The following is a 20,687-nucleotide window of genomic DNA, read 5'->3' as shown; positions in this document are numbered from 1 at the left end:
TATTTTTAAATTATATGTAACTTAGAATGGAATGTTGTCGTCAAATGCGTCCATTGGTGGCTCAGCTTGTGGTGTTGGCGCAGATTGTGCTGGACGAGATTGATAGCTTGGTTGTGGTGCTGATTGAGCTGGTGCATAACCGCCCATCTCTTGATTACGACCACCTAACATTTGTAAGTTATCACCTTGGATTTCAGTGGTGTAACGATCTTGACCATTGTTATCTTGCCATTTACGGGTTTTTAAACGACCTTCAACATAAACTTGTGAACCTTTGCGTAAGTATTGTCCCGCAATTTCCGCTAAACGACGATATAACACGATACGGTGCCATTCGGTCACTTCACGGCGTTCGCCTGTGTTTTTATCTGTCCAGCTTTCACTTGTTGCCACGCTAATATTTGCTACCGCTTCGCCATTTGGCATCGTGCGGATTTCAGGATCATTACCTAAATTACCCACGATGATTACTTTATTAATACCTGCCATAGAATCCTCTATATTTTAGAAATAAGGTGAAAAATTTTGGCTATTTTGCCTTAAATGAAACAAAAGATCCATAAAAATTAACTGGATATTTGCACAGATATTGAAATATGCGATAATGGTCGCAATTTTTGAATTTATTTTCTTAAGGCAATCGCTTTTTTATGGATACTATCGACATTCGTGGGGCAAGAACCCACAACCTCAAAAACATCAATTTAACCATTCCGCGCGATAAATTAATTGTCATTACAGGCTTGTCCGGTTCGGGCAAATCTTCTTTAGCATTTGATACGCTTTATGCGGAAGGGCAGCGCCGTTATGTGGAATCGCTTTCTGCTTATGCGCGTCAATTCCTCTCTTTGATGGAAAAACCAGATGTGGATTCGATTGAGGGCTTGTCGCCAGCGATTTCTATTGAGCAAAAATCTACTTCTCATAACCCGCGTTCAACCGTGGGCACTATCACCGAAATTTACGATTATCTGCGTTTGCTGTTTGCTCGCGTAGGGGAGCCGCGTTGTCCTGATCATGATGTGCCATTAACGGCACAAACCATCAGCCAAATGGTGGATAAAGTTTTAAGCTTGCCTGAAGAAAGCAAAATGATGTTGCTAGCACCCGTAGTGAAAAACCGTAAAGGTGAGCACGTTAAGCTGTTAGATAGCTTGGCAGCACAAGGTTATATTCGCGCAAGAATTGATGGTGAGATTTGTGATTTATCCGATCCGCCAGAACTTGCTTTACAGAAAAAACATACCATTGAAGTGGTGGTGGACCGTTTTAAAGTGCGGTCAGATTTAGCTACACGTTTAGCCGAATCCTTTGAGACAGCTTTAGAGCTTTCGGGTGGTACAGCGGTTGTGGCAGATATGGATAATCCTAAAGCTGAAGAATTGGTTTTCTCGGCAAACTTTGCTTGTCCGCATTGTGGCTATTCTGTACCGGAATTAGAGCCTCGCTTATTCTCATTTAATAACCCAGCAGGGGCGTGTCCAACTTGTGATGGCTTAGGTGTACAGCAGTTCTTTGATGAAAGCCGAGTGGTGCAAAATGAAAGCATTTCCCTCGCAGGCGGTGCGGTGAAAGGTTGGGATCGTCGCAATTTCTATTATTACCAAATGCTTACTTCGTTGGCGAAACATTATAAATTTGATATTGAAACGCCATACGAAGATTTGCCTCAAAAAATTAAAGATATTGTGATGCACGGCTCAGGCAAAGAAGAAATTGAATTCCAATACATGAATGATCGTGGTGATGTGGTGATCCGCAAACATCCTTTTGAAGGGATTTTGAATAATATGGCACGCCGTTATAAAGAAACGGAATCCATGTCTGTGCGCGAAGAATTGGCGAAAAATATCAGTAACCGCCCTTGCGTGGATTGTGGCGGCTCGCGTCTTCGTCCAGAAGCTCGCAACGTGTATATCGGTAACGTTAACTTGCCTCAAATTTCAGAGAAAAGCATTGGTGAAAGCCTCGAGTTTTTCCAAGGGCTTACTTTAACCGGTCAAAAAGCACAAATTGCGGAAAAAATCCTGAAAGAGATCAGAGAGCGGTTAGAATTCTTAGTGAATGTAGGCTTAAATTATCTTTCCCTTTCTCGCTCAGCCGAGACCCTTTCAGGCGGTGAAGCGCAACGTATCCGTCTTGCGAGTCAGATTGGTGCGGGCTTAGTGGGTGTCATGTATGTGTTGGATGAGCCTTCTATCGGTTTGCATCAACGCGATAATGAGCGTCTGTTAAATACGTTGATTCATTTGCGTAATTTGGGCAACACCGTGATCGTGGTGGAACACGATGAGGATGCCATTCGAGAAGCCGATCATATTATTGATATTGGCCCTGGAGCAGGTGTACACGGTGGCCAAGTGATTGCTCAGGGGACGGCCAAAGAGATTATGGCGAACCCAAATTCGATTACGGGTAAGTTCTTATCAGGCGAAGAAAAAATTGAAATTCCGAAAAAACGAACCGCACTTGATAAAAGCAAACTTTTAAAATTAAAAGGTGCGACAGGGAATAATCTGAAAGGTGTGAATTTAGAGATCCCAGTGGGCTTATTTACTTGCATCACAGGGGTGTCAGGTTCAGGCAAATCAACGCTAATCAATGATACGTTATTCCCATTGGCACAAAATGCTTTAAATCGTGCGGAAAAAACGGATTTTGCGCCTTATAAATCCATTGAAGGCTTGGAATATTTTGACAAAGTGATCGATATTAACCAAAGTCCGATCGGTCGTACACCACGTTCTAACCCTGCGACTTACACGGGCTTATTTACCCCAATTCGTGAATTATTTGCGGGCGTGCCAGAAGCGCGTGCGCGTGGTTATAACCCAGGACGCTTTAGCTTTAACGTACGCGGTGGTCGTTGTGAAGCATGCCAAGGTGATGGCGTACTAAAAGTAGAAATGCACTTCTTGCCGGATGTGTATGTGCCTTGTGATCAATGTAAAGGTAAACGCTATAACCGTGAAACCTTGGAGATCCGTTATAAAGGTAAAACTATTCACCAAGTATTAGATATGACGGTAGAAGAGGCGCGTGAGTTTTTTGATGCGATTCCAATGATTGCTCGTAAACTGCAAACCTTGATGGATGTAGGCTTGTCTTATATTCGTTTAGGTCAGTCTTCTACCACGCTTTCAGGTGGTGAGGCACAACGCGTTAAGTTAGCGACAGAGCTTTCAAAACGCGATACCGGTAAAACCCTTTATATTTTGGATGAACCGACAACTGGTTTGCATTTTGCCGATATTAAACAACTGCTCGAAGTGTTACATCGCTTGCGCGATCAAGGCAATACTATCGTGGTGATCGAACACAACTTAGATGTGATCAAAACTGCAGACTGGATTGTGGATCTTGGGCCAGAAGGGGGCAGTGGCGGTGGTCAAATCATCGCGACAGGCACACCAGAAGAGGTCGCTAAAGTCAAAGGCTCGCACACCGCGAGATTCCTAAAAGACATCTTAACAAAAGGCTAGAAAAACCAACCGCACTTTTGAACATCATTAAAGTGCGGTTATTTTTTTGGATGTTTTTAATGTTTGCTACTGAACGGTGGTTTAGCAAACCAAATGAGAACAACCAAGGAAATGAACGTTATCGCAGAAACTAAGAAGATTTCATTGGCACCAATAATAAAGCCTTGAGCAGTGATTTGTCTGGCAATATATGATGCCGTTTGTTCTTCACTTAAACCAAAACTCCCCATAGTTTGGAAGAATTGTTGGGAAATCGGATTATATGGATTAATGACTTCTGCGAGTTGCGTGTGATGCACGGCTTCGCGATTATACCAAATAAAAGTAGTAAGTGATGTGCCTATTGAGCCGGCAAGGGTTCGGAGAAAATTAAATAAGCTCGACGCCGAAGCCATTTTTTCAGGTGGTAAACCTGAAAGGGTAATGGTTGTCAGTGGCATAAAGAAGCAAGCAACGGCTAAGCCTTGCACAAATTGCGGTAATGCCACATCCATAAAGGTCATTTCAGGTTCAAAGGTCACAGCTCGCCAATAAAAGGTCAGCGCATAAACCATAAAACTGATGGTGATTAAAATCCGCATATCAATTTTATTGCCGAATTTCCCTATAATCGGTGCAAGTAGAATCGGCAATAATCCTACTGGAGCTGCCGCAAGTCCCGCCCATGTTGCTGTATAGTTGTAAACCTGTTGGAGCAGAAGAGGGATAAGCACGACCGTCCCTGAATACACCAAGAAAGCAAGGCTGGTTGAAACACAACCTACGGTGAAATTTCGGGATTTAAATAAGGAAACATCCACAACTGGATTATCGTCCGTGAGTTCCCAAATGATGAGGGCGATTAAACCTACCGCCGCGATAATGGTAAGTACCACAATTTCAGTGGAATTAAACCAATCTAGCTCACGACCTTGATCCAGCATTAATTGCAACGCACCGACGCCAAGCGCCAATAAAATAAGCCCAATAGTGTTAACTGGTTGATGAGAAATTCTACTTTCTCGGCCTTCTAAAATTTTCCAACTGATTAAGACAACGGCAAGCCCAATCGGAACGTTGATAAAGAAAATCCAACCCCAGTGAATATTATCGCTGATCCAACCGCCTAAAATCGGACCACAAATTGGGGCGACGACGATCGTCATTGACCAAAAAGCCAATGCCATTCCGCGTTTTTCAGGCGGGTAGTTATTCAATAATAAGCTTTGAGAAAGGGGGATAATTGGGCCGGCTACCGCACCTTGAAGGACGCGAAAAACGATCAACATTTCCAAGCTATTTGCAATACCACAAAGCCAAGAGGCTAGCACGAATAATAGCGTTGCGATTAAAAATAACCGCACTTCACCAAAACGTTTTGCCAGCCAGCCCGTTATCGGAATCGAGATAGCATTTGCCACACCGAACGAGGTGATCACCCACGTTCCTTGGCTCGATGACGCACCTAAATCACCAGCTATGGTTGGAATGGCTACGTTAGCGATGGTGGAGTCTAGCACGAGCATAAAGGTGGCTAATGAAAGCACCAATGTAAGCATCGCTAACGCACCGCCTTGTAGCGGTTTGAAATGAGATTGCGGCATAACGGAACCTAATAGCTATTATCGCGAATAATAGATTCGATCAAATTATTGACCGCACTTTCATCATATTGCAGTACATTTGTGGAATAAAGCGTTGTAGCAGGCGCTTGGTCACGCAAGGTTTCACCCTTACTATCACTCACATTTACTTTCACAGTGGCAGAAAGACCGATGCGTAATGGATTTTCAGCCAGTTGTTGCGGATCTAATTGAATACGCACAGGCACACGCTGCACCACTTTGATCCAGTTCCCCGTCGCATTTTGAGTGGGTAATAATGAGAATGCACTGCCCGTACCCATTTCAATTCCGACCACTTTTCCATTAAAGGTTTTATCCTTGCCATAAAGGTCGAAATGAATTTCAACCGGCTGACCAATTCGCATATGGGTTAATTGTGTTTCTTTGAAGTTGGCGTCTAACCACATTTGCTCGGTAGTCACCACTGCCATTAATGCACCACCAACAGACACCGCTTGCCCCACTTGCGCATTGCGACGAGCCACATAACCTTTAATTGGACTGCGGATTTTTGTGCGTTCTAAATTTAGCCAAGCTTGTTTTAAATTACTGATTGCGCTTTGAATTTGCGGTTGTTCACTTAACGGACCGTCTAACAATAGCGCTTGATTTGCGCCAAGCTGATTTTGTGAGGTGGTTAAGTTCGCTTTTGCTAGCTCTACAGCTTCTTTGGCGTGTTGGAAAGATTCTTTATCAATCGCCCCATCTTTGACTAATTGCACACGACGGTTCAAGTTTCCTTGTGCTTGAGCAAGGGTAATTTCATTCGCACGAACAGCAGATTTCAATTGTTTTACGGTGTAATTCAGTTGAGAAACTTGGCGAACTGCATTGGCTAAATTGCTTTTTGCTTGCTCAAAACTCAATTTGGCATTGGTGTCATCCAATTCTAATAACACATCGCCTGCTTGTACGGGATCCATATTATCGACATTAATTTTCGCAATATTTCCTGCCACCTGTGCTGAGACCATCACCTGATTGCCGCTGACATAGGCATCTTCCGTTTCTTCAAAGCCTTTAATAAAGAAATACCAATAAGCCGCAGAACCGATTGCAATCAGAAGAAGCAAAAGAATAAAAATAGAAAGCCCTTTTTTACGTTGTTGAGATTTATTATTTGAGGAAGTTTGTGTATCTGTTTGTTGATCGGACATAATGCGAGCCTTATGAGAAAATGCTGAAGTAAAAAAGGCTTCAGTCTATAAAATATGAATGTTCGTTCATTATGAACGTGAATTAGAATTATTTCAAGAATGACCGCACTTGTTGAGATAAAAGTGTGGTCAATTTTAATGATGTTTTTTCATTAAGCCATTTATGCCAAGCAAAATCAAACTGGTCCAAATCGGTACATAAGTAAAGTAATCGGAAAGGGAAACTTGTGTGTTGAGCCAAAATATCGCAATTAAAAAGAGCAATGTAGGTTCGAGATAACTGAGCACGGCGAACACACTGACTGGAATTTGTTGACTTGATTTTAAATTGGCAGACAAACCGATTGCACTCACTAAACCTAATGCAGGCAATAAATACCAATATCGGCTTTCACTGATTACAAAAGAAAATTGCTGTTCTTGTATGAGCAAATAAATGAGACAAGGAATGGCAATGAAGCATACATCAAGTGTGATCCCTTGCAATGCAGGAATTTTCATGGCTTTACGGCTTAAATAATAATAGGGATACACTAGGCACACCCAGAGACTGCTCCATGAAAAGGTTTGATTGTGCCACAATTCATGTGCCACACCGCAGGCAGCAATACATAAAGCGATAATTTGAATGGTAGAAAGAGTTTCTTTCAGCCAAATACGCCCTAGTAATGCCATCACTAATGGGAATAAAAAATATCCCATAGCGATGTTTACTCCTTCGCCATTAACGGGGGCCCACATAAATAACCAAAATTGACTGCCAGCATCAAGTGTACCGAGCAAAAACAACATCCAACGTTTTTTGTCTTTGCCTAATGTTTCATTGACTAATTTTGATAACGAACGACAACCGACAGTAGGAAAGATAATCAAAAAGAGTCCAAATACCATCATGACCATTCGACAAGCAAACACATCCGTACCGTTAAGCGGCTGTAGCCATAAGCTGAATAGATATAGCAATCCAAATAAAAATTGCGAGATGATGCCGAGAAAAATACCTTGAGCCATTTTATCATTTCCTTAGGTTTGATAACGTCATTATAAAAGTCTAGCGTGGTAAATTTTCTCAATATAAAATAATTGGTGATTATTTTTCTCAAGTTTTGGAATTATTTTGCATTTATTTTCAAGGATTAAAAATGGAATTAGATAAATTAGATCGGGATATTTTAAATATCCTCCAACAAGATGCGACTCTGCCATTAAAAGAGCTTGCGGAAAAAGTGCATAGCTCGGTAGCAACCTGTCAGCGTCGAATTCAATTACTGACAGAAAAAGGGGTTATTACTAAGCAAGTGGCAGTGGTATCGCCAAAGGCAGTGGGTAGAGGTATTAGTGTAGTTGTGTAAATAAAAAAGAAAATCCTTTGCTAAAGTGGCAAAGGATTTTTTTATTAAGACTCGGTTATTTCGGTAATGTTGTTGTGGCTTTTAACGCCATATACCCCACAATCGCAGAAACAGTGGAGCCTAATAAGATCCCTAATCGAGAAAGGGCATTAATGCTTTCACCCGCATCAGCATTAAAGGCTAGGCTAGCTAAGAACATTGACATGGTGAAACCGATACCACATAAAATCGCCACGGCAAAAATTTGTTTGAAGTTGATGCCTTGCGGAAGTTTTGCTATGCCTAGTTTAACGGAAAGATAGCTGAAACCAAATACACCAAGTGGTTTTCCGATAATTAAGCCTAAAGAAATCGCAAATAATAATGGTGATGAAAGCATGCTTGAGTCGATACCATCAAAACTTACCCCCGCATTGGCAAAAGCGAATAAGGGTAGGATAACAAAGGATGACCAAGGCGCAAGAATATGTTCAAAGTCATGTAACGGTGTTTCGCCATTTTTGCCTTTCAATGGAATACAAAACCCGATGATAACGCCTGCAAGGGTAGCATGTACGCCCGATTTTAATACAGAAGCCCACAAGATTGTTCCTACCACCATATAGGCACAAAGTGCGGTTACTTTAAAGCGATTTAATGCAATAAGTACAGCAATTGCAATGGCAGCAAAGACGAGTGCTTGCACGCTTAATCCATGGGAGAAGAAGAGTGCAATCACGACAATCGCGCCTAAGTCATCAATGATGGCTAAAGCAAGTAAAAAGATCTTGAGTGGGAGTGGCACTTGTTTACTTAATAACGCCATGATGCCCAGTACAAAGGCAATGTCGGTTGCCATTGGGATTGCCCAGCCATCGGCTAAAGTAGGATCTTGTTGTGCAATAAAAATATAAACCAAGGCAGGAATAACCATTCCGCCAACGGCAGCAATGGCAGGGAAAACCGCTTGTTGATAGCTTGAAAGGGAGCCCTCAAATAATTCTCTTTTGACTTCCATTCCCACTAAAACAAAGAATACCGCCATAAAACCATCGTTGATCCAGTGAATTAAGGTTTTATCGATAGAAAAAGTTCCTACTTGAATGCTGACTGGTAAGTTTAAAAAGTCGTTATAGTTTTGATTGAGCGGTGAATTGGCTAATAGCATTGCGACTACCGCTGAAAAAAGTAATAAAATTCCGCCAGCTGATTCCAATTTGAAAAAACGCTGAATTTGTTGAATCAAACTCAGTTTATTCATTCATTTTCTCCTAAAAAAGTAATAATAAAGCTTGGATACTATCACAAATTTACTAATTTAGGGAAATAGGCTGTGGATAATGTGTGATTTAATCGGAATGTGATAGATTTCGTGATCTGTTTCACAAAATTTATTTTCATTTTTGGAATAAAAAACAATTTAATAGTAAAATCCTTAAAATTTATTTATTCGAGAATACTTATGTTTTCAAAAAAAGACATCATCGTACTGGGTATGATGATTTTTGCTTTATTTTTAGGCGCGGGAAATATTATTTTCCCACCGATGGAGGGGTACTCCGCAGGCAACCATTGGGCAACGGCTTCGCTAGGGTTTGTGATAACAGGCGTACTCATGCCATTTATTACATTGGTTGTGGTGTCAGTGTTAGGACGTGGCGAAGAACTGACTAAGGACTTACCCAAGTGGGCAGGCGTATCCTTTTTAACCATTCTTTATTTAGTCATCGGTTCAACCTTTGCAATGCCTCGAATTACCAATGTCGCTTATGAAATGGCATGGTTACCATTGGGGCTCGTTGAAGATAGTGCGACGACACGTCTTATTTTCTCTGTGATCTTTAATATTATCGCGATGGGATTCATGATTCGCCCAAGTACCATTATTTCAACGGTGGGTGAAGTGATGACGCCAGCATTGTTGGTATTATTACTCGTTGTTGGGATCACGGTTTTTGTTTCACCTCTTTCTGACATTGTTGCTCCGTCGCAGGCGTATGCCGAGAATTCAGCATTAACTACAGGCTTAATTAGTGGTTATCAAACGATGGATGTTCTGGCTGCGATTGCCTTTGGTGGTATTGTTGCACGGGCGTTGTCTGCCAAAAATGTGACTAATCCACAAAAGATTGTTCAATATACGATTTCAGCGGGTTTTGTTTCTGTCATTTTATTAGCTTGTCTATATTTTGCCTTATTCTACTTAGGGGCGACTTCTGATGCTGTGGCACAAGGTGCAACAAATGGTGGACAAATTTTCTCTCGTTATGTGAATAGTTTATTCGGCACGGCGGGAACCTGGATCATGGCAGGTATCATTACTTTAGCAAGTTTAACCACGTTAGTGGGCGTAACCAGTGCTTGTGGTGATTATTTCTCCAAGTTTTCGACACGTTTTTCTTATCCATTTTGGATTGTCTTCTTCACCGCCATGACGACAATTATTTCACAATATGGCTTAACAAAATTACTCCGAGTGACAATTCCAGCCTTGTTGTTGATTTACCCAATGGCGATCATGTTAGTGGTTTTACAGCTTGTGCGTAATAAATTGCCTTCTATTCGATTGAGCTATTACGTAACCATCTTTGTGACAGTTTGTTTTAGTTTGGTTGATAGTTTGAAAAACTTAGATGTTTTGCCTGAAGGGTTGCATCAAGTCATGATTCATTTCCCGCTCTATTCACAAGGGCTCGCGTGGCTTGTACCCGCATTATGTACTTTAGTGCTTTCCATACTATTAGGGAAAACGATTTCAAAATAACAAAAATGCCGACAATGATTTGTCGGCATTTTTTTATATCAAGTGCGGTCGTTTTTTCACGCGTTTTTAGGCGGCTAGACGTTGTCTCACAATTTCAAATAAACATACACCTGTTGCAACAGAAACATTCAGGGATGAAACTGAGCCCGCCATTGGAATACTAATGAGTTGATCGCAGTGCTCACGGGTAAGGCGACGCATGCCTTCACCTTCGGCTCCCATCACTAAAGCAAGAGAACCAGTAAGTTTACTTTGATAAATGGTTTCTGTTGCTTCACCAGCTGTACCCACTACCCAAATATTATGGTTTTGTTGTAGATCTCGCAAAGTACGCGCTAAGTTAGTAACACGAATTAATGGTACAGTCTCCGCAGCGCCGCAAGCCACTTTACGTGCGATAGAGGTAAGTTGAGCCGATTTATCTTTTGGCACGATAACGGCATTCACACCAGCTGCATCCGCAGTACGTAAACAGGCTCCTAGGTTATGGGGATCCGTCACACCATCAAGTACTAATAAAAGAGGATTTTGTTTACGAGTAAGAAGTTCATCCAAATCATGTTCATTCAGCTCTTTGGCTTCTTGCACGCGAGCAATCACACCTTGATGCACTTCACCGTTGGATTTTTTATCTAATGTTTGACGGTTTACAAATTGCACCGCAATACCTAAAGCATAGAGCTCATTGAGTAAGGGTTGTAGGCGTTTATCTTCACGGCCTTTCAGCACAAAAACTTCAATTAAACGCTCAGGACTATTTGCTAAAATGCTGTTTACAGCATGGATACCATAGATATTTTCTGACATAGGGTTCTCTTATTTATTATTTTTTCCGTTTTCTAGTCGGTTTCTTCGAAACATCTTTATTTTTGACCGCACTTTTACGTTTTTTTGACGCTTTAGGTGGCAGCTCCTTAAAGATTTTTTTCGCTTTTTGTTTTGCTGTTTTTCCCACTCGACGTGGTTTTCTCGCACTTTCGACTAAACTGAAATCTACCATTTTTTGTTCTAAATGAACGGCGACCACGCGAATTTTTACTTTATCGCCAAGGCGATAAATCATACCACTATTTTCACCGATTAAACGTTGTTTAGCTGCATCAAATTGATAGTAATCGTTATCTAAAGTGGAAATATGGACTAAGCCGTCAATGAATAAATCATCTAAACGTACGAATAAGCCAAAGCCCGTTACAGATGAGATCACTCCGCTAAATTCAGCGCCCACGTGATCTTGCATATATTCACATTTCAGCCAATCTGCTACTTCGCGAGTAGCATCATCGGCACGGCGTTCGGTCATCGAGCAGTGATCGCCTAATAAATCCATTTCATCAAAGGAATAGTGATAGCCGCCAGTATCTGTTGTTTTACGTTTAGCGCCTTTTTCTTTTGCTAATAAATACTTAATTCCACGGTGAAGAGTTAAATCTGGATATCGGCGAATCGGGGAAGTAAAGTGTGCATATTCCTCTAAAGCTAAACCAAAGTGACCGATATTATCCGCATGATAAACCGCTTGGCTTAATGAGCGAAGCAACATGGTTTGAATGAGTTCGTGATCTGGACGATCTTTCACTTGTTCTAACAATTTCGCATAATCTTTTGTGGTCGGTTTCATGCCACCTTCAAGGCTTAAACCACATTCACTTAAGAATGCACGGAAAGACGTCAGTTTCTCTTCACTCGGAGCAGCATGAATACGATAGAGTGCAGGCTCTTTATGTTTTTCCATAAAGTTTGCCGCTGCAATATTCGCAAGAATCATGCATTCTTCAATGATTTTATGAGCATCATTTCGCACAACAGGCTCAATGCGCTCAATTCGTCCCATGGCATTGAAAATAAATTTGGTTTCAATGGTTTCAAAATCGATAGCACCACGTTGTTTGCGTGCATTGAGTAATGCTTGATAGAGGCGATGTAATTCTTCTAAATGTGGCACAAGCCCTTGATAACGCGTGCGAAGTTCATCATCGCCGTCTAAAATCGCTGCGACTTTCGTATAGGTTAAACGAGCATGGGAGTTCATTACCGCTTCATAAAAACGATAGTCCGTGAGTTTACCTTTGGCGGAGACGTGCATTTCACACACCATACACAAGCGATCAACTTGTGGATTCAGTGAACACAATCCGTTGGATAAAATCTCAGGCAGCATTGGCACAACACGATTTGGGAAGTAAACGGAGTTACCTCGGTTATAAGCTTCAGTATCTAATGCTGAACGTAAACGCACATAGTAGCTGACATCGGCAATCGCCACCCAAAGTTTCCAGCCTTTACCACTTTTTTCGCAATATACAGCATCATCAAAATCGCGCGCATCTTCGCCATCAATGGTAACCAGTGGCAGATTGCGTAAATCCACACGGCCTTTTTTTGCTTCTTCAGGCACTTCTTCAGTGAATTTTTTAACGTATTTTTCGACCGCACTTGGGAATTGGTGAGGAATGTCATGATTACGAAGGGCGATTTCCACTTCTATCCCTTTTGCCATATTGTCACCCAGAATTTCGGTGATGATGCCAACAGGTTGAGTAAAGGATGCAGATCGTTCTTGCAATTCAACCACGACAACTTGTCCCATTCGGGCACCATTGCGGTGTTCATTAGAGACTAAAATATCTCGTCCAATGCGGCTATCATCAGGCACCACATAGCTAAAACCATTTTCTAAGAAGAAACGGCCGACAATTTGTTTTTTACGACTTTCAAGCACACGAACAATACGGACTTCACGACGACCACGACGATCTAGGCCTGCAGGTTGGGCTAATACAAAATCACCATGCATTACACGTTGCATTTGGTGATTAGGAATAAAGAGATCCTCTTTTTTACCTTCGACTTGTAAAAAACCATAGCCTTCGCGGTGGCCAATAACCATGCCTTTGAATAAATCTAATTTTTCAGGCAAGGCATAGCGTTTACGTTTAGTAAAAACTAACTGTCCATCATTTTCCATGGCGCGTAAGCGGCGGCGCATGGCTTCTTGTTGTTCATCACTTTTAATTGAAAGTGCGGTCAGAATTTCTTCCCGACTCATCGGGGCATTATTTTCACGAATAATTTGCAGAATGTAGTCTCTGCTTGGGATCGGATTACCGTATTTGGCTAATTCTTTTTGATAATTCGGATCCGCTTTTTTAAAAGATTTTTTGGTCATTTATTATTTATTTTATGATTAATTTTTAAGTTGTGGGGTAGTTTACAGGTTAAAGGGGGGAATGCAAGCTTGTTATCAGACGTTTGTGGCAGGACGGTTTACGGTAAACAAAAACCGCACCAAAGTGCGGTTTTATTTTTAAGCTGTTTTAATGCTTTAATTACGCTAATTTTTTGATTTGAGCAGCTAATTTAGCTTTGTGGTTTGCTGCTTTGTTAGCGTGGATTAAGCCTTTAGAAGCCATACGGTCAACAACTTTTTGCATTTCAACGAATGCTGCTTCAGCTGCTGCTTTTTCACCTGCTGCTACTTGAGCATATACTTTTTTGATGTAAGTACGCATCATAGAGCGTTGGCTTGCGTTGTGTTGGCGGCGTTTTTCAGATTGAACCGCGCGTTTTTTTGCTGACTTGATATTAGCCAAGGTCAAACTCCTAAAATTTCTGTTAGATGATTATGACAAAATAAGGGCGTAGAATATGCCGATTTTTTATACTTTTGTCAATGAATAATTTGTGTTGATTTCGGTGAGACACAACCGAAAGTAAGCATCGTTATTTAAAAAAAGCGCTTTCTATTGGCTCACACAAACGATGTGGGCAGGATTTTATCAGTTTTTTTCGTTGGAATATAGCGTAAAAACAAAAATTCTATACAATTAAGGCAAATTTTTTTGAAGAGACCCCTATTTTGAGTAAACGACTTTTAAAATCCGGCATTATCGTAAGTGGGATGACATTAGTGTCCCGTGTGTTAGGTTTAGTCCGCGATGTGGTGATTGCCCATTTAATTGGTGCAGGTGCGGCAGCAGACGTGTTTCTATTCGCTAACCGTATCCCAAACTTTTTACGTCGTTTATTTGCGGAAGGGGCATTTTCTCAGGCTTTCGTCCCCGTATTAGCCGAATATCAAAAATCGGGCGATCTTTCTAAAACGCGAGAATTTATCGGGAAAGTGTCGGGTACACTTGGCGGATTAGTCAGTATTGTCACCTTGCTTGCTATGGTGGGATCACCTGTTGTGGCGGCGATCTTTGGGATGGGCTGGTTTACCGATTGGCTAAATGACGGGCCCGATGCGCACAAATTTGAACAAGCGTCTTTACTCTTAAAAATTACTTTTCCTTATTTATGGTTTGTCACCTTCGTGGCACTTTCTGGCGCAATTTTAAATACGATAGGCAAATTTGGTGTGATGTCGTTTTCGCCTGTTTTACTCAATATCGCCATGATTGCAACCGCACTTTTCCTCGCGCCAAGATTAGACAATCCTGATCTTGCCCTTGCTATCGGGATCTTCTTAGGTGGTTTGCTACAATTTTTATTCCAGATTCCTTTTTTGAAGAAAGCCGGCTTGCTCGTAAAACCAAAATGGGCATGGCATGATGAAGGGGTAGCCAAAATCCGTCGATTGATGGTTCCTGCCTTGTTCGGGGTTTCCGTAAGTCAAATCAACTTGCTGCTTGATACGGTCATTGCCAGTTTCTTAATGACGGGATCCATTAGTTGGCTTTATTATTCTGATCGTCTATTAGAGTTTCCACTTGGGCTATTTGGTATTGCGATTTCCACTGTGATTTTACCGACGCTTGCTCGCCATCATGTGAATCGAGAAGATAATTCTTCCCAAAGTGCGGTTGATTTTCGCAACACAATGGACTGGGGCGTACGAATGATTTTATTACTCGGCGTGCCTGCCGCGATTGGTATTGCCGTGTTAGCCCAACCAATGTTACTGGTATTGTTTATGCGTGGCAGTTTTACCTTAACAGATGTGCATGCAGCCTCTTATTCTTTATGGGCATTCAATGCCGGTTTGCTTAGCTTTATGCTGATTAAGATCCTAGCTAATGGCTATTACGCACGCCAAGATACCAAAACGCCGGTGAAAATCGGGATCATCGCTATGGTGAGCAATATGGGCTTTAATGTATTGGCGATTCCATTTAGTTATGTGGGGTTAGCGATTGCTTCTGCCATGTCAGCAACCTTAAATGCTTATTTGCTTTATCGTGGTTTAGCTAAAGAGGATGTATACCATTTTTCACGTAAAAGTGCGGTCTTTTTTCTGAAAGTTTTAGGTGCAGCCTTAGCCATGGGCGGTTTGGTTTGGTATAACTGCCCGTCGATTCAAGAATGGGCAGCCATGACATTTTTAATGCGTATCTATTGGTTGGTTTGGTTAATTGGACTGGCTGCGGTCGTTTATTTAGGCGTATTGGTGCTCTTGGGTGTTCGTAAACACCATTTACTGACAAAACATTAAGTTACCGCTATAATGCACCGATTATTTTTTGTTTTTTGGATAAGATGTAATGCAATTAATTCGTGGACTTCATAATTCACCGCCATATTTGTCAGGGTGCGCATTAACCATTGGCAATTTTGATGGGGTGCATTTGGGGCATCAGGCGATTTTGCGTCATCTTCGTCAGAAAGCGAATGCGCTGAATTTACCCATGGCGGTGATGCTTTTCGAACCACAACCGCGAGAATATTTTATGGGTGACAAAGCCCCTGCGCGCTTAATGCGTTTAAGAGATAAATTGCATTATTTGGCTCAGGCGGGTGTGGATGTGGTAATCGTCGCGAAATTTGACCGCACTTTCGCTGATCTTCCAGCAGAACAATTTATTGAAGATTGGCTTGTACGCAAATTAAATGTGAAGTTTCTCAGTATTGGCGATGATTTCAAATTTGGTGCGAAACGTTTAGGCAATTTTGCGATGTTGCAACAAGCCGGAAAGCAGTTTGGTTTTGAAGTAGAAGACAGTCGCACCTTCTGTTTAGATGAGTTACGTATCAGTAGCACCGCTATTCGTGAAGCGTTGGCTAAAGATGATTTACAGCATTCGGAAAATTTGCTCGGTAAGCCTTATCGTATTTTTGGTCGAGTGATCCACGGTAATAAATTAGGGCGAACCATTGGTTTTCCTACCGCGAATGTTCGCTTACATCGCCAAGTGAACCCAGTAAAAGGGGTTTATGCGGTGAAAGTGCGGTTAAAATCGGGCGAGATTTTTAACGGCGTGGCAAACATGGGAAAACGCCCAACCATTAACGGTACGATACAATTATTAGAAGTTCATTTATTTGATTTTTCTCAGAATATTTATGGGCAAATGGTCGAAGTGGAATTCTGCCAGAAGATTCGCGATGAGATAAAGTTTCCTTCTTTTGAAGCGTTGAAAGCTCAAATTGAACAAGACGTAAAAACAGCGAAAGCATTTTTTGCAAAATAGAATTATATTGAAATATAAAATTGGAAAATAACATGACAGTTGATTACAAAAACACGTTAAATTTACCTGAAACAGGTTTCCCAATGCGTGGCGATCTAGCCAAACGCGAACCTGTAATGTTAAAAAATTGGTATGACAAACAGTTGTATCAAAAAATCCGCCAAGCAACGAAAGGTAAAAAATCCTTTATTTTGCACGATGGCCCTCCGTATGCGAACGGCAGTATTCATATCGGCCACGCCGTTAATAAAATTCTGAAAGATATTATTGTTAAATCTAAAACCGCATTAGGTTTTGACTCGCCTTATATCCCAGGTTGGGACTGTCATGGCTTGCCAATTGAATTAAAAGTAGAAGGTTTAGTGGGCAAACCAAACGAGAAAATTACAGCAGCTGAATTCCGTCAAAAATGCCGTGAATATGCCGCAGAACAAGTAGAAGGGCAGAAAAAAGATTTTATCCGTTTAGGCGTATTAGGCGATTGGGATAATCCTTATTTAACGATGAACTTCAACACCGAAGCAAACATCATCCGTACACTCGGTAAAGTGATTGCGAATGGCCATTTATACAAAGGTTCAAAACCAGTGCACTGGTGTTTGGATTGCGGTTCTTCTTTAGCAGAAGCTGAAGTGGAATACGAGGACAAAGTTTCTCCATCTATCTATGTGCGTTTCCCAGCAGTAAGTGCGGTTGAAATTGAAGAGAAATTTAACGCAGTAGGCAAAGGCCATGGCAAATTATCTGCGGTGATTTGGACAACCACTCCTTGGACAATGCCATCTAACCGTGCGATTGCGGTAAATGCAGACTTAGAATACAACTTGGTACAACTTGGCGATGAGCGTGTAATTTTAGCCGCTGAATTAGTTGAATCCGTAGCGAAAGCCGTGGGTGTAGAACAAGTTGAAGTTTTAGGTTCAGTAAAAGGTCAGGCGCTCGAGTTAGTTCGCTTTAACCATCCGTTCTATGATTTCACTGTACCAGTAATTTTAGGTGATCACGTGACCACTGATGGCGGTACGGGTTTAGTACATACCGCACCTGATCACGGTTTAGACGACTTTGTCGTGGGTAAACAATATGATTTACCGATGGCGGGTCTTGTATCGAATGACGGTAAATTTATTTCAACGACTGAATTCTTTGCAGGCAAAGGTGTATTTGAAGCCAATCCATTGGTTGTTGAAAAATTACAAGAAGTGGGCAACTTATTAAAAGTTGAGAAAATCAAACACAGCTACCCACACTGCTGGCGTCACAAAACCCCGATTATTTTCCGTGCGACTCCACAATGGTTTATCGGCATGGAAACACAGGGTTTACGCCAACAAGCATTAGGCGAGATCAAACAAGTTCGCTGGATTCCAGATTGGGGTCAAGCGCGTATCGAGAAAATGGTTGAAAACCGCCCTGACTGGTGTATTTCCCGTCAACGTACTTGGGGCGTGCCGATGACCTTATTCGTGCACAGAGAAACCGAAGAACTTCATCCGCGTACCTTAGAGTTACTTGAAGAAGTGGCGAAACGTGTAGAGAAAGCCGGTATTCAAGCATGGTGGGATTTAGACGAAAAAGAATTATTAGGTGCGGACGCAGAAACTTATCGCAAAGTGCCTGATACGCTTGACGTATGGTTTGACTCAGGATCAACCTATTCTTCTGTTGTGGCAAATCGCCCAGAATTTAACGGTCAAGATATCGATATGTATTTAGAAGGTTCTGACCAACACCGTGGTTGGTTTATGTCTTCTTTAATGCTTTCTACGGCAACAGACAGCAAAGCACCATACAAACAAGTATTAACTCATGGTTTCACCGTGGATGGTCAAGGCCGTAAGATGTCAAAATCTATCGGTAACATCGTGACTCCACAAGAAGTCATGGATAAATTCGGTGGTGACATTTTACGTTTATGGGTAGCTTCTACCGACTATACGGGTGAAATGACCGTTTCCGATGAAATTTTAAAACGTGCCGCAGACAGCTATCGTCGTATTCGTAACACTGCGCGTTTCTTACTAGCGAACTTGAATGGTTTTGATCCACAACGTGATGCCGTTAAACCGGAAGAAATGATTAGCTTGGATCGTTGGGCGGTAGCTTGTGCGTTAGATGCACAAAAAGAAATTAAAGAGGCGTACGATAATTATCAATTCCACACAGTCGTACAACGTTTAATGCGTTTCTGTTCTGTGGAAATGGGCTCTTTCTACCTTGATATTATCAAAGACCGTCAATATACCACCAAAGCAGACAGCCTTGCGCGTCGTAGCTGCCAAACAGCGTTATGGCACATTGCAGAAGCATTGGTTCGTTGGATGGCACCAATCCTGTCATTCACGGCGGATGAAATTTGGGGTTACTTACCACAAACCGCGACTGCACGTGCAGAATTCGTCTTTACTGAAGAATTCTACGAAGGCTTATTTGGCTTAGGCGAGAATGAAAAATTAGATGATGCTTACTGGCAACAACTGATTAAAGTTCGTTCTGAAGTGAACCGTGTATTAGAAATCGCCCGTAACGATAAAGTGATCGGTGGTGGTTTAGAAGCAGAAGTAACGGTTTATGCTAACGATGCATATCGTGCATTATTAGAACAATTAGGCAATGAATTACGTTTCGTGTTAATTACCTCAAAAGCAGAAGTGAAAGCATTAGCAGAAAAACCTGCGGATGTGGCTGCGGGTGAGTTAGAGGGAATTGCCGTAAGCGTAGCGCGTTCTAACGGTGAAAAATGTCCACGTTGTTGGCATTATTCTGACAAAATCGGCGTGAATCCTGAACATCCTACACTTTGTCCACGTTGTGTGGAAAACGTAGCGGGTAACGGCGAAGTACGTCAGTTCGCGTAATCTTAATATCATAAAGAAAAAGTGCGGTCGAAATTGACCGCACTTTTTTATGTTTAAATGAACAGAAATAAAAAAGGCTGATATTAACCAGCCTTAAAGATCTTATTGGTTAAAGGTATTACATACAGAAGGGTTGGCACTTTGTAAGCCTTTTCTGAACCATTCTAGACGCTGTGCAGATGTACCGTGAGTGAAACTATCCGGTACCACATAACCTTGGCTGCGTTTTTGTAAACGGTCATCACCCACAGCTTCTGCTGCATTAAACGCTTTTTCTTCATCACCGCGTTCAAATAAACCACTTTTCACCGCTTGGCTCGCCCAAACACCGGCGAAACAGTCAGCTTGAAGTTCTAATTGAACAGAAAGTTGATTTGCCGTTTTACGATCGCTGCTTTGTTGTGCGCGATTCACTTGCGGCAGAATACCAAGCATATTTTGTACGTGGTGACCGACTTCGTGCGCAATCACATAAGCAAAGGCTGAATCACCCGCTGCACCCAGTTTATTTTTCATTTCATTATAGAATGATAAATCAAGGTAAACTTTGCGATCGCTTGGGCAGTAGAATGGGCCCATTGCAGATTGACCGGTACCACAAGCAGTTGGCGTTACACCATTGTAAAGCACCATGGTTGGCTCGCTATAGGTTTTACCCATTTGTCTAAAATATTGTCCCCAAACGGTTTCAGTATCCGCTAATACAACTTTAGAAAGACTCGCAAGCTGCTGTTCTTCTTGGGTTTCTAATCGTTGAGAGCTTTGTCCTGAAAAATCCGGTGTGCCCACTAAGCCTGAAAGATCCACGCCATAATAAGCACCAACTAATAAGATAATAATACCGAAAACGCCAGTCCCTCTTCCGCCACCGAAGTTACCGCCGCCAGAGCCACGTCTATCTTCAATATTTGAGCTTTCTTTACGACCTTGCCAACGCATAATTTTTCCTTTCTGAGTGAGTAAATTAAAAATCGGCGTATTCTATCAAAGTGCGGTCAATTTTAGATCGGTTTTCTTGAAATATTTACATAGCTTTACACTCTGGTTTATGGACTTCTGAAGGGAATTTCAGTATCGTAAT

Annotated in this window: 14 protein-coding genes and 1 pseudogene; 6 read left to right on the top strand and 9 right to left on the bottom strand. The window is 41.7% G+C overall.

Annotation, left to right across the window (positions count from 1 at the left end; genetic code table 11):
- Positions 1-21 precede the first annotated feature (21 nt).
- On the bottom strand, positions 22-489 hold the full coding sequence (locus tag DPV95_RS05300) for a single-stranded DNA-binding protein (protein ID WP_005699508.1): 468 nt from the start codon (positions 487-489) through the stop codon (positions 22-24).
- Between the two features lie 161 nt (positions 490-650).
- Here DPV95_RS05300 and uvrA point away from each other — a divergent pair, with 161 nt between their 5' ends.
- Complete coding sequence (gene uvrA, locus DPV95_RS05295) at positions 651-3,482, top strand: excinuclease ABC subunit UvrA (RefSeq protein WP_049367242.1); 2,832 nt, start codon at positions 651-653, stop codon at positions 3,480-3,482.
- Positions 3,483-3,538: 56 nt separating this feature from the next.
- Here uvrA and DPV95_RS05290 read toward each other — a convergent pair whose 3' ends face one another.
- From DPV95_RS05290 to rarD, 3 genes are all read right to left on the bottom strand, one after another.
- Positions 3,539-5,065 carry a DHA2 family efflux MFS transporter permease subunit gene (locus DPV95_RS05290; RefSeq protein WP_049367244.1) on the bottom strand — a complete coding sequence of 509 codons (1,527 nt, stop codon included), beginning with the start codon at positions 5,063-5,065 and terminating at the stop codon, positions 3,539-3,541.
- Between the two features lie 8 nt (positions 5,066-5,073).
- Complete coding sequence (locus DPV95_RS05285) at positions 5,074-6,243, bottom strand: EmrA/EmrK family multidrug efflux transporter periplasmic adaptor subunit (protein ID WP_049367245.1); 1,170 nt, start codon at positions 6,241-6,243, stop codon at positions 5,074-5,076.
- A 135-nt stretch (positions 6,244-6,378) separates the two neighbouring features.
- The gene (gene rarD / locus DPV95_RS05280; RefSeq protein ID WP_049367246.1) at positions 6,379-7,254 is read right to left on the bottom strand and encodes an EamA family transporter RarD; all 876 of its coding nucleotides are present in this window, start codon (positions 7,252-7,254) and stop codon (positions 6,379-6,381) included.
- Positions 7,255-7,385: 131 nt separating this feature from the next.
- Here rarD and DPV95_RS05275 point away from each other — a divergent pair.
- Positions 7,386-7,592 (top strand): annotated as a pseudogene (locus tag DPV95_RS05275) (Lrp/AsnC family transcriptional regulator); the annotation flags it as partial.
- Between the two features lie 58 nt (positions 7,593-7,650).
- On the opposite strand, the gene nhaA reads toward DPV95_RS05275, so the two are convergent.
- Entirely contained in the window at positions 7,651-8,835 is a 1,185-nt protein-coding gene (gene nhaA / locus DPV95_RS05270; protein WP_049367247.1) for a Na+/H+ antiporter NhaA, read from the bottom strand.
- A gap of 201 nt (positions 8,836-9,036) precedes the next feature.
- Between nhaA and brnQ the strand changes: the two genes are divergently transcribed.
- Positions 9,037-10,338, top strand: a complete 1,302-nt coding sequence (brnQ, locus tag DPV95_RS05265) for a branched-chain amino acid transport system II carrier protein (RefSeq protein WP_049367248.1) — start codon at positions 9,037-9,039, stop codon at positions 10,336-10,338.
- Positions 10,339-10,404: 66 nt separating this feature from the next.
- Here brnQ and rlmB read toward each other — a convergent pair whose 3' ends face one another.
- The 3 genes from rlmB to rpsT all read right to left on the bottom strand — a co-directional run bounded on the left by rlmB (position 10,405) and on the right by rpsT (position 13,931).
- Complete coding sequence (gene rlmB, locus DPV95_RS05260) at positions 10,405-11,145, bottom strand: 23S rRNA (guanosine(2251)-2'-O)-methyltransferase RlmB (RefSeq protein WP_049367249.1); 741 nt, start codon at positions 11,143-11,145, stop codon at positions 10,405-10,407.
- A 16-nt stretch (positions 11,146-11,161) separates the two neighbouring features.
- Positions 11,162-13,507 (bottom strand): ribonuclease R, encoded by a 2,346-nt coding sequence (gene rnr, locus DPV95_RS05255; RefSeq protein WP_049367251.1) that lies wholly within the window; start codon positions 13,505-13,507, stop codon positions 11,162-11,164.
- 160 nt (positions 13,508-13,667) lie between these two features.
- Positions 13,668-13,931, bottom strand: a complete 264-nt coding sequence (gene rpsT / locus DPV95_RS05250; RefSeq protein ID WP_005695217.1) for a 30S ribosomal protein S20 — start codon at positions 13,929-13,931, stop codon at positions 13,668-13,670.
- Positions 13,932-14,197: 266 nt separating this feature from the next.
- Between rpsT and murJ the strand changes: the two genes are divergently transcribed.
- The 3 genes from murJ to ileS are packed head-to-tail and all read left to right on the top strand — an operon-like array spanning position 14,198 to position 19,606.
- Entirely contained in the window at positions 14,198-15,772 is a 1,575-nt protein-coding gene (murJ, locus tag DPV95_RS05240; RefSeq protein WP_049367252.1) for a murein biosynthesis integral membrane protein MurJ, read from the top strand.
- A 49-nt stretch (positions 15,773-15,821) separates the two neighbouring features.
- Positions 15,822-16,748, top strand: a complete 927-nt coding sequence (gene ribF / locus DPV95_RS05235; protein WP_049367253.1) for a bifunctional riboflavin kinase/FAD synthetase — start codon at positions 15,822-15,824, stop codon at positions 16,746-16,748.
- Between the two features lie 32 nt (positions 16,749-16,780).
- Positions 16,781-19,606, top strand: a complete 2,826-nt coding sequence (gene ileS / locus DPV95_RS05230; RefSeq protein WP_049367254.1) for an isoleucine--tRNA ligase — start codon at positions 16,781-16,783, stop codon at positions 19,604-19,606.
- Between the two features lie 102 nt (positions 19,607-19,708).
- Here the strand turns inward: ileS and ypfJ are convergent, their stop codons facing one another.
- Positions 19,709-20,545 (bottom strand): KPN_02809 family neutral zinc metallopeptidase, encoded by an 837-nt coding sequence (gene ypfJ / locus DPV95_RS05225; RefSeq protein WP_049367255.1) that lies wholly within the window; start codon positions 20,543-20,545, stop codon positions 19,709-19,711.
- Positions 20,546-20,687: the final 142 nt, after the last annotated feature.

The organism is Haemophilus parainfluenzae (assembly GCF_003252755.1).
Classification (GTDB): Bacteria; Pseudomonadota; Gammaproteobacteria; order Enterobacterales; family Pasteurellaceae; genus Haemophilus_D; species Haemophilus_D parainfluenzae_N.
Note: the sequence above shows the minus strand (reverse complement) of the source record. Positions and strands in the feature narration are given on the sequence as shown.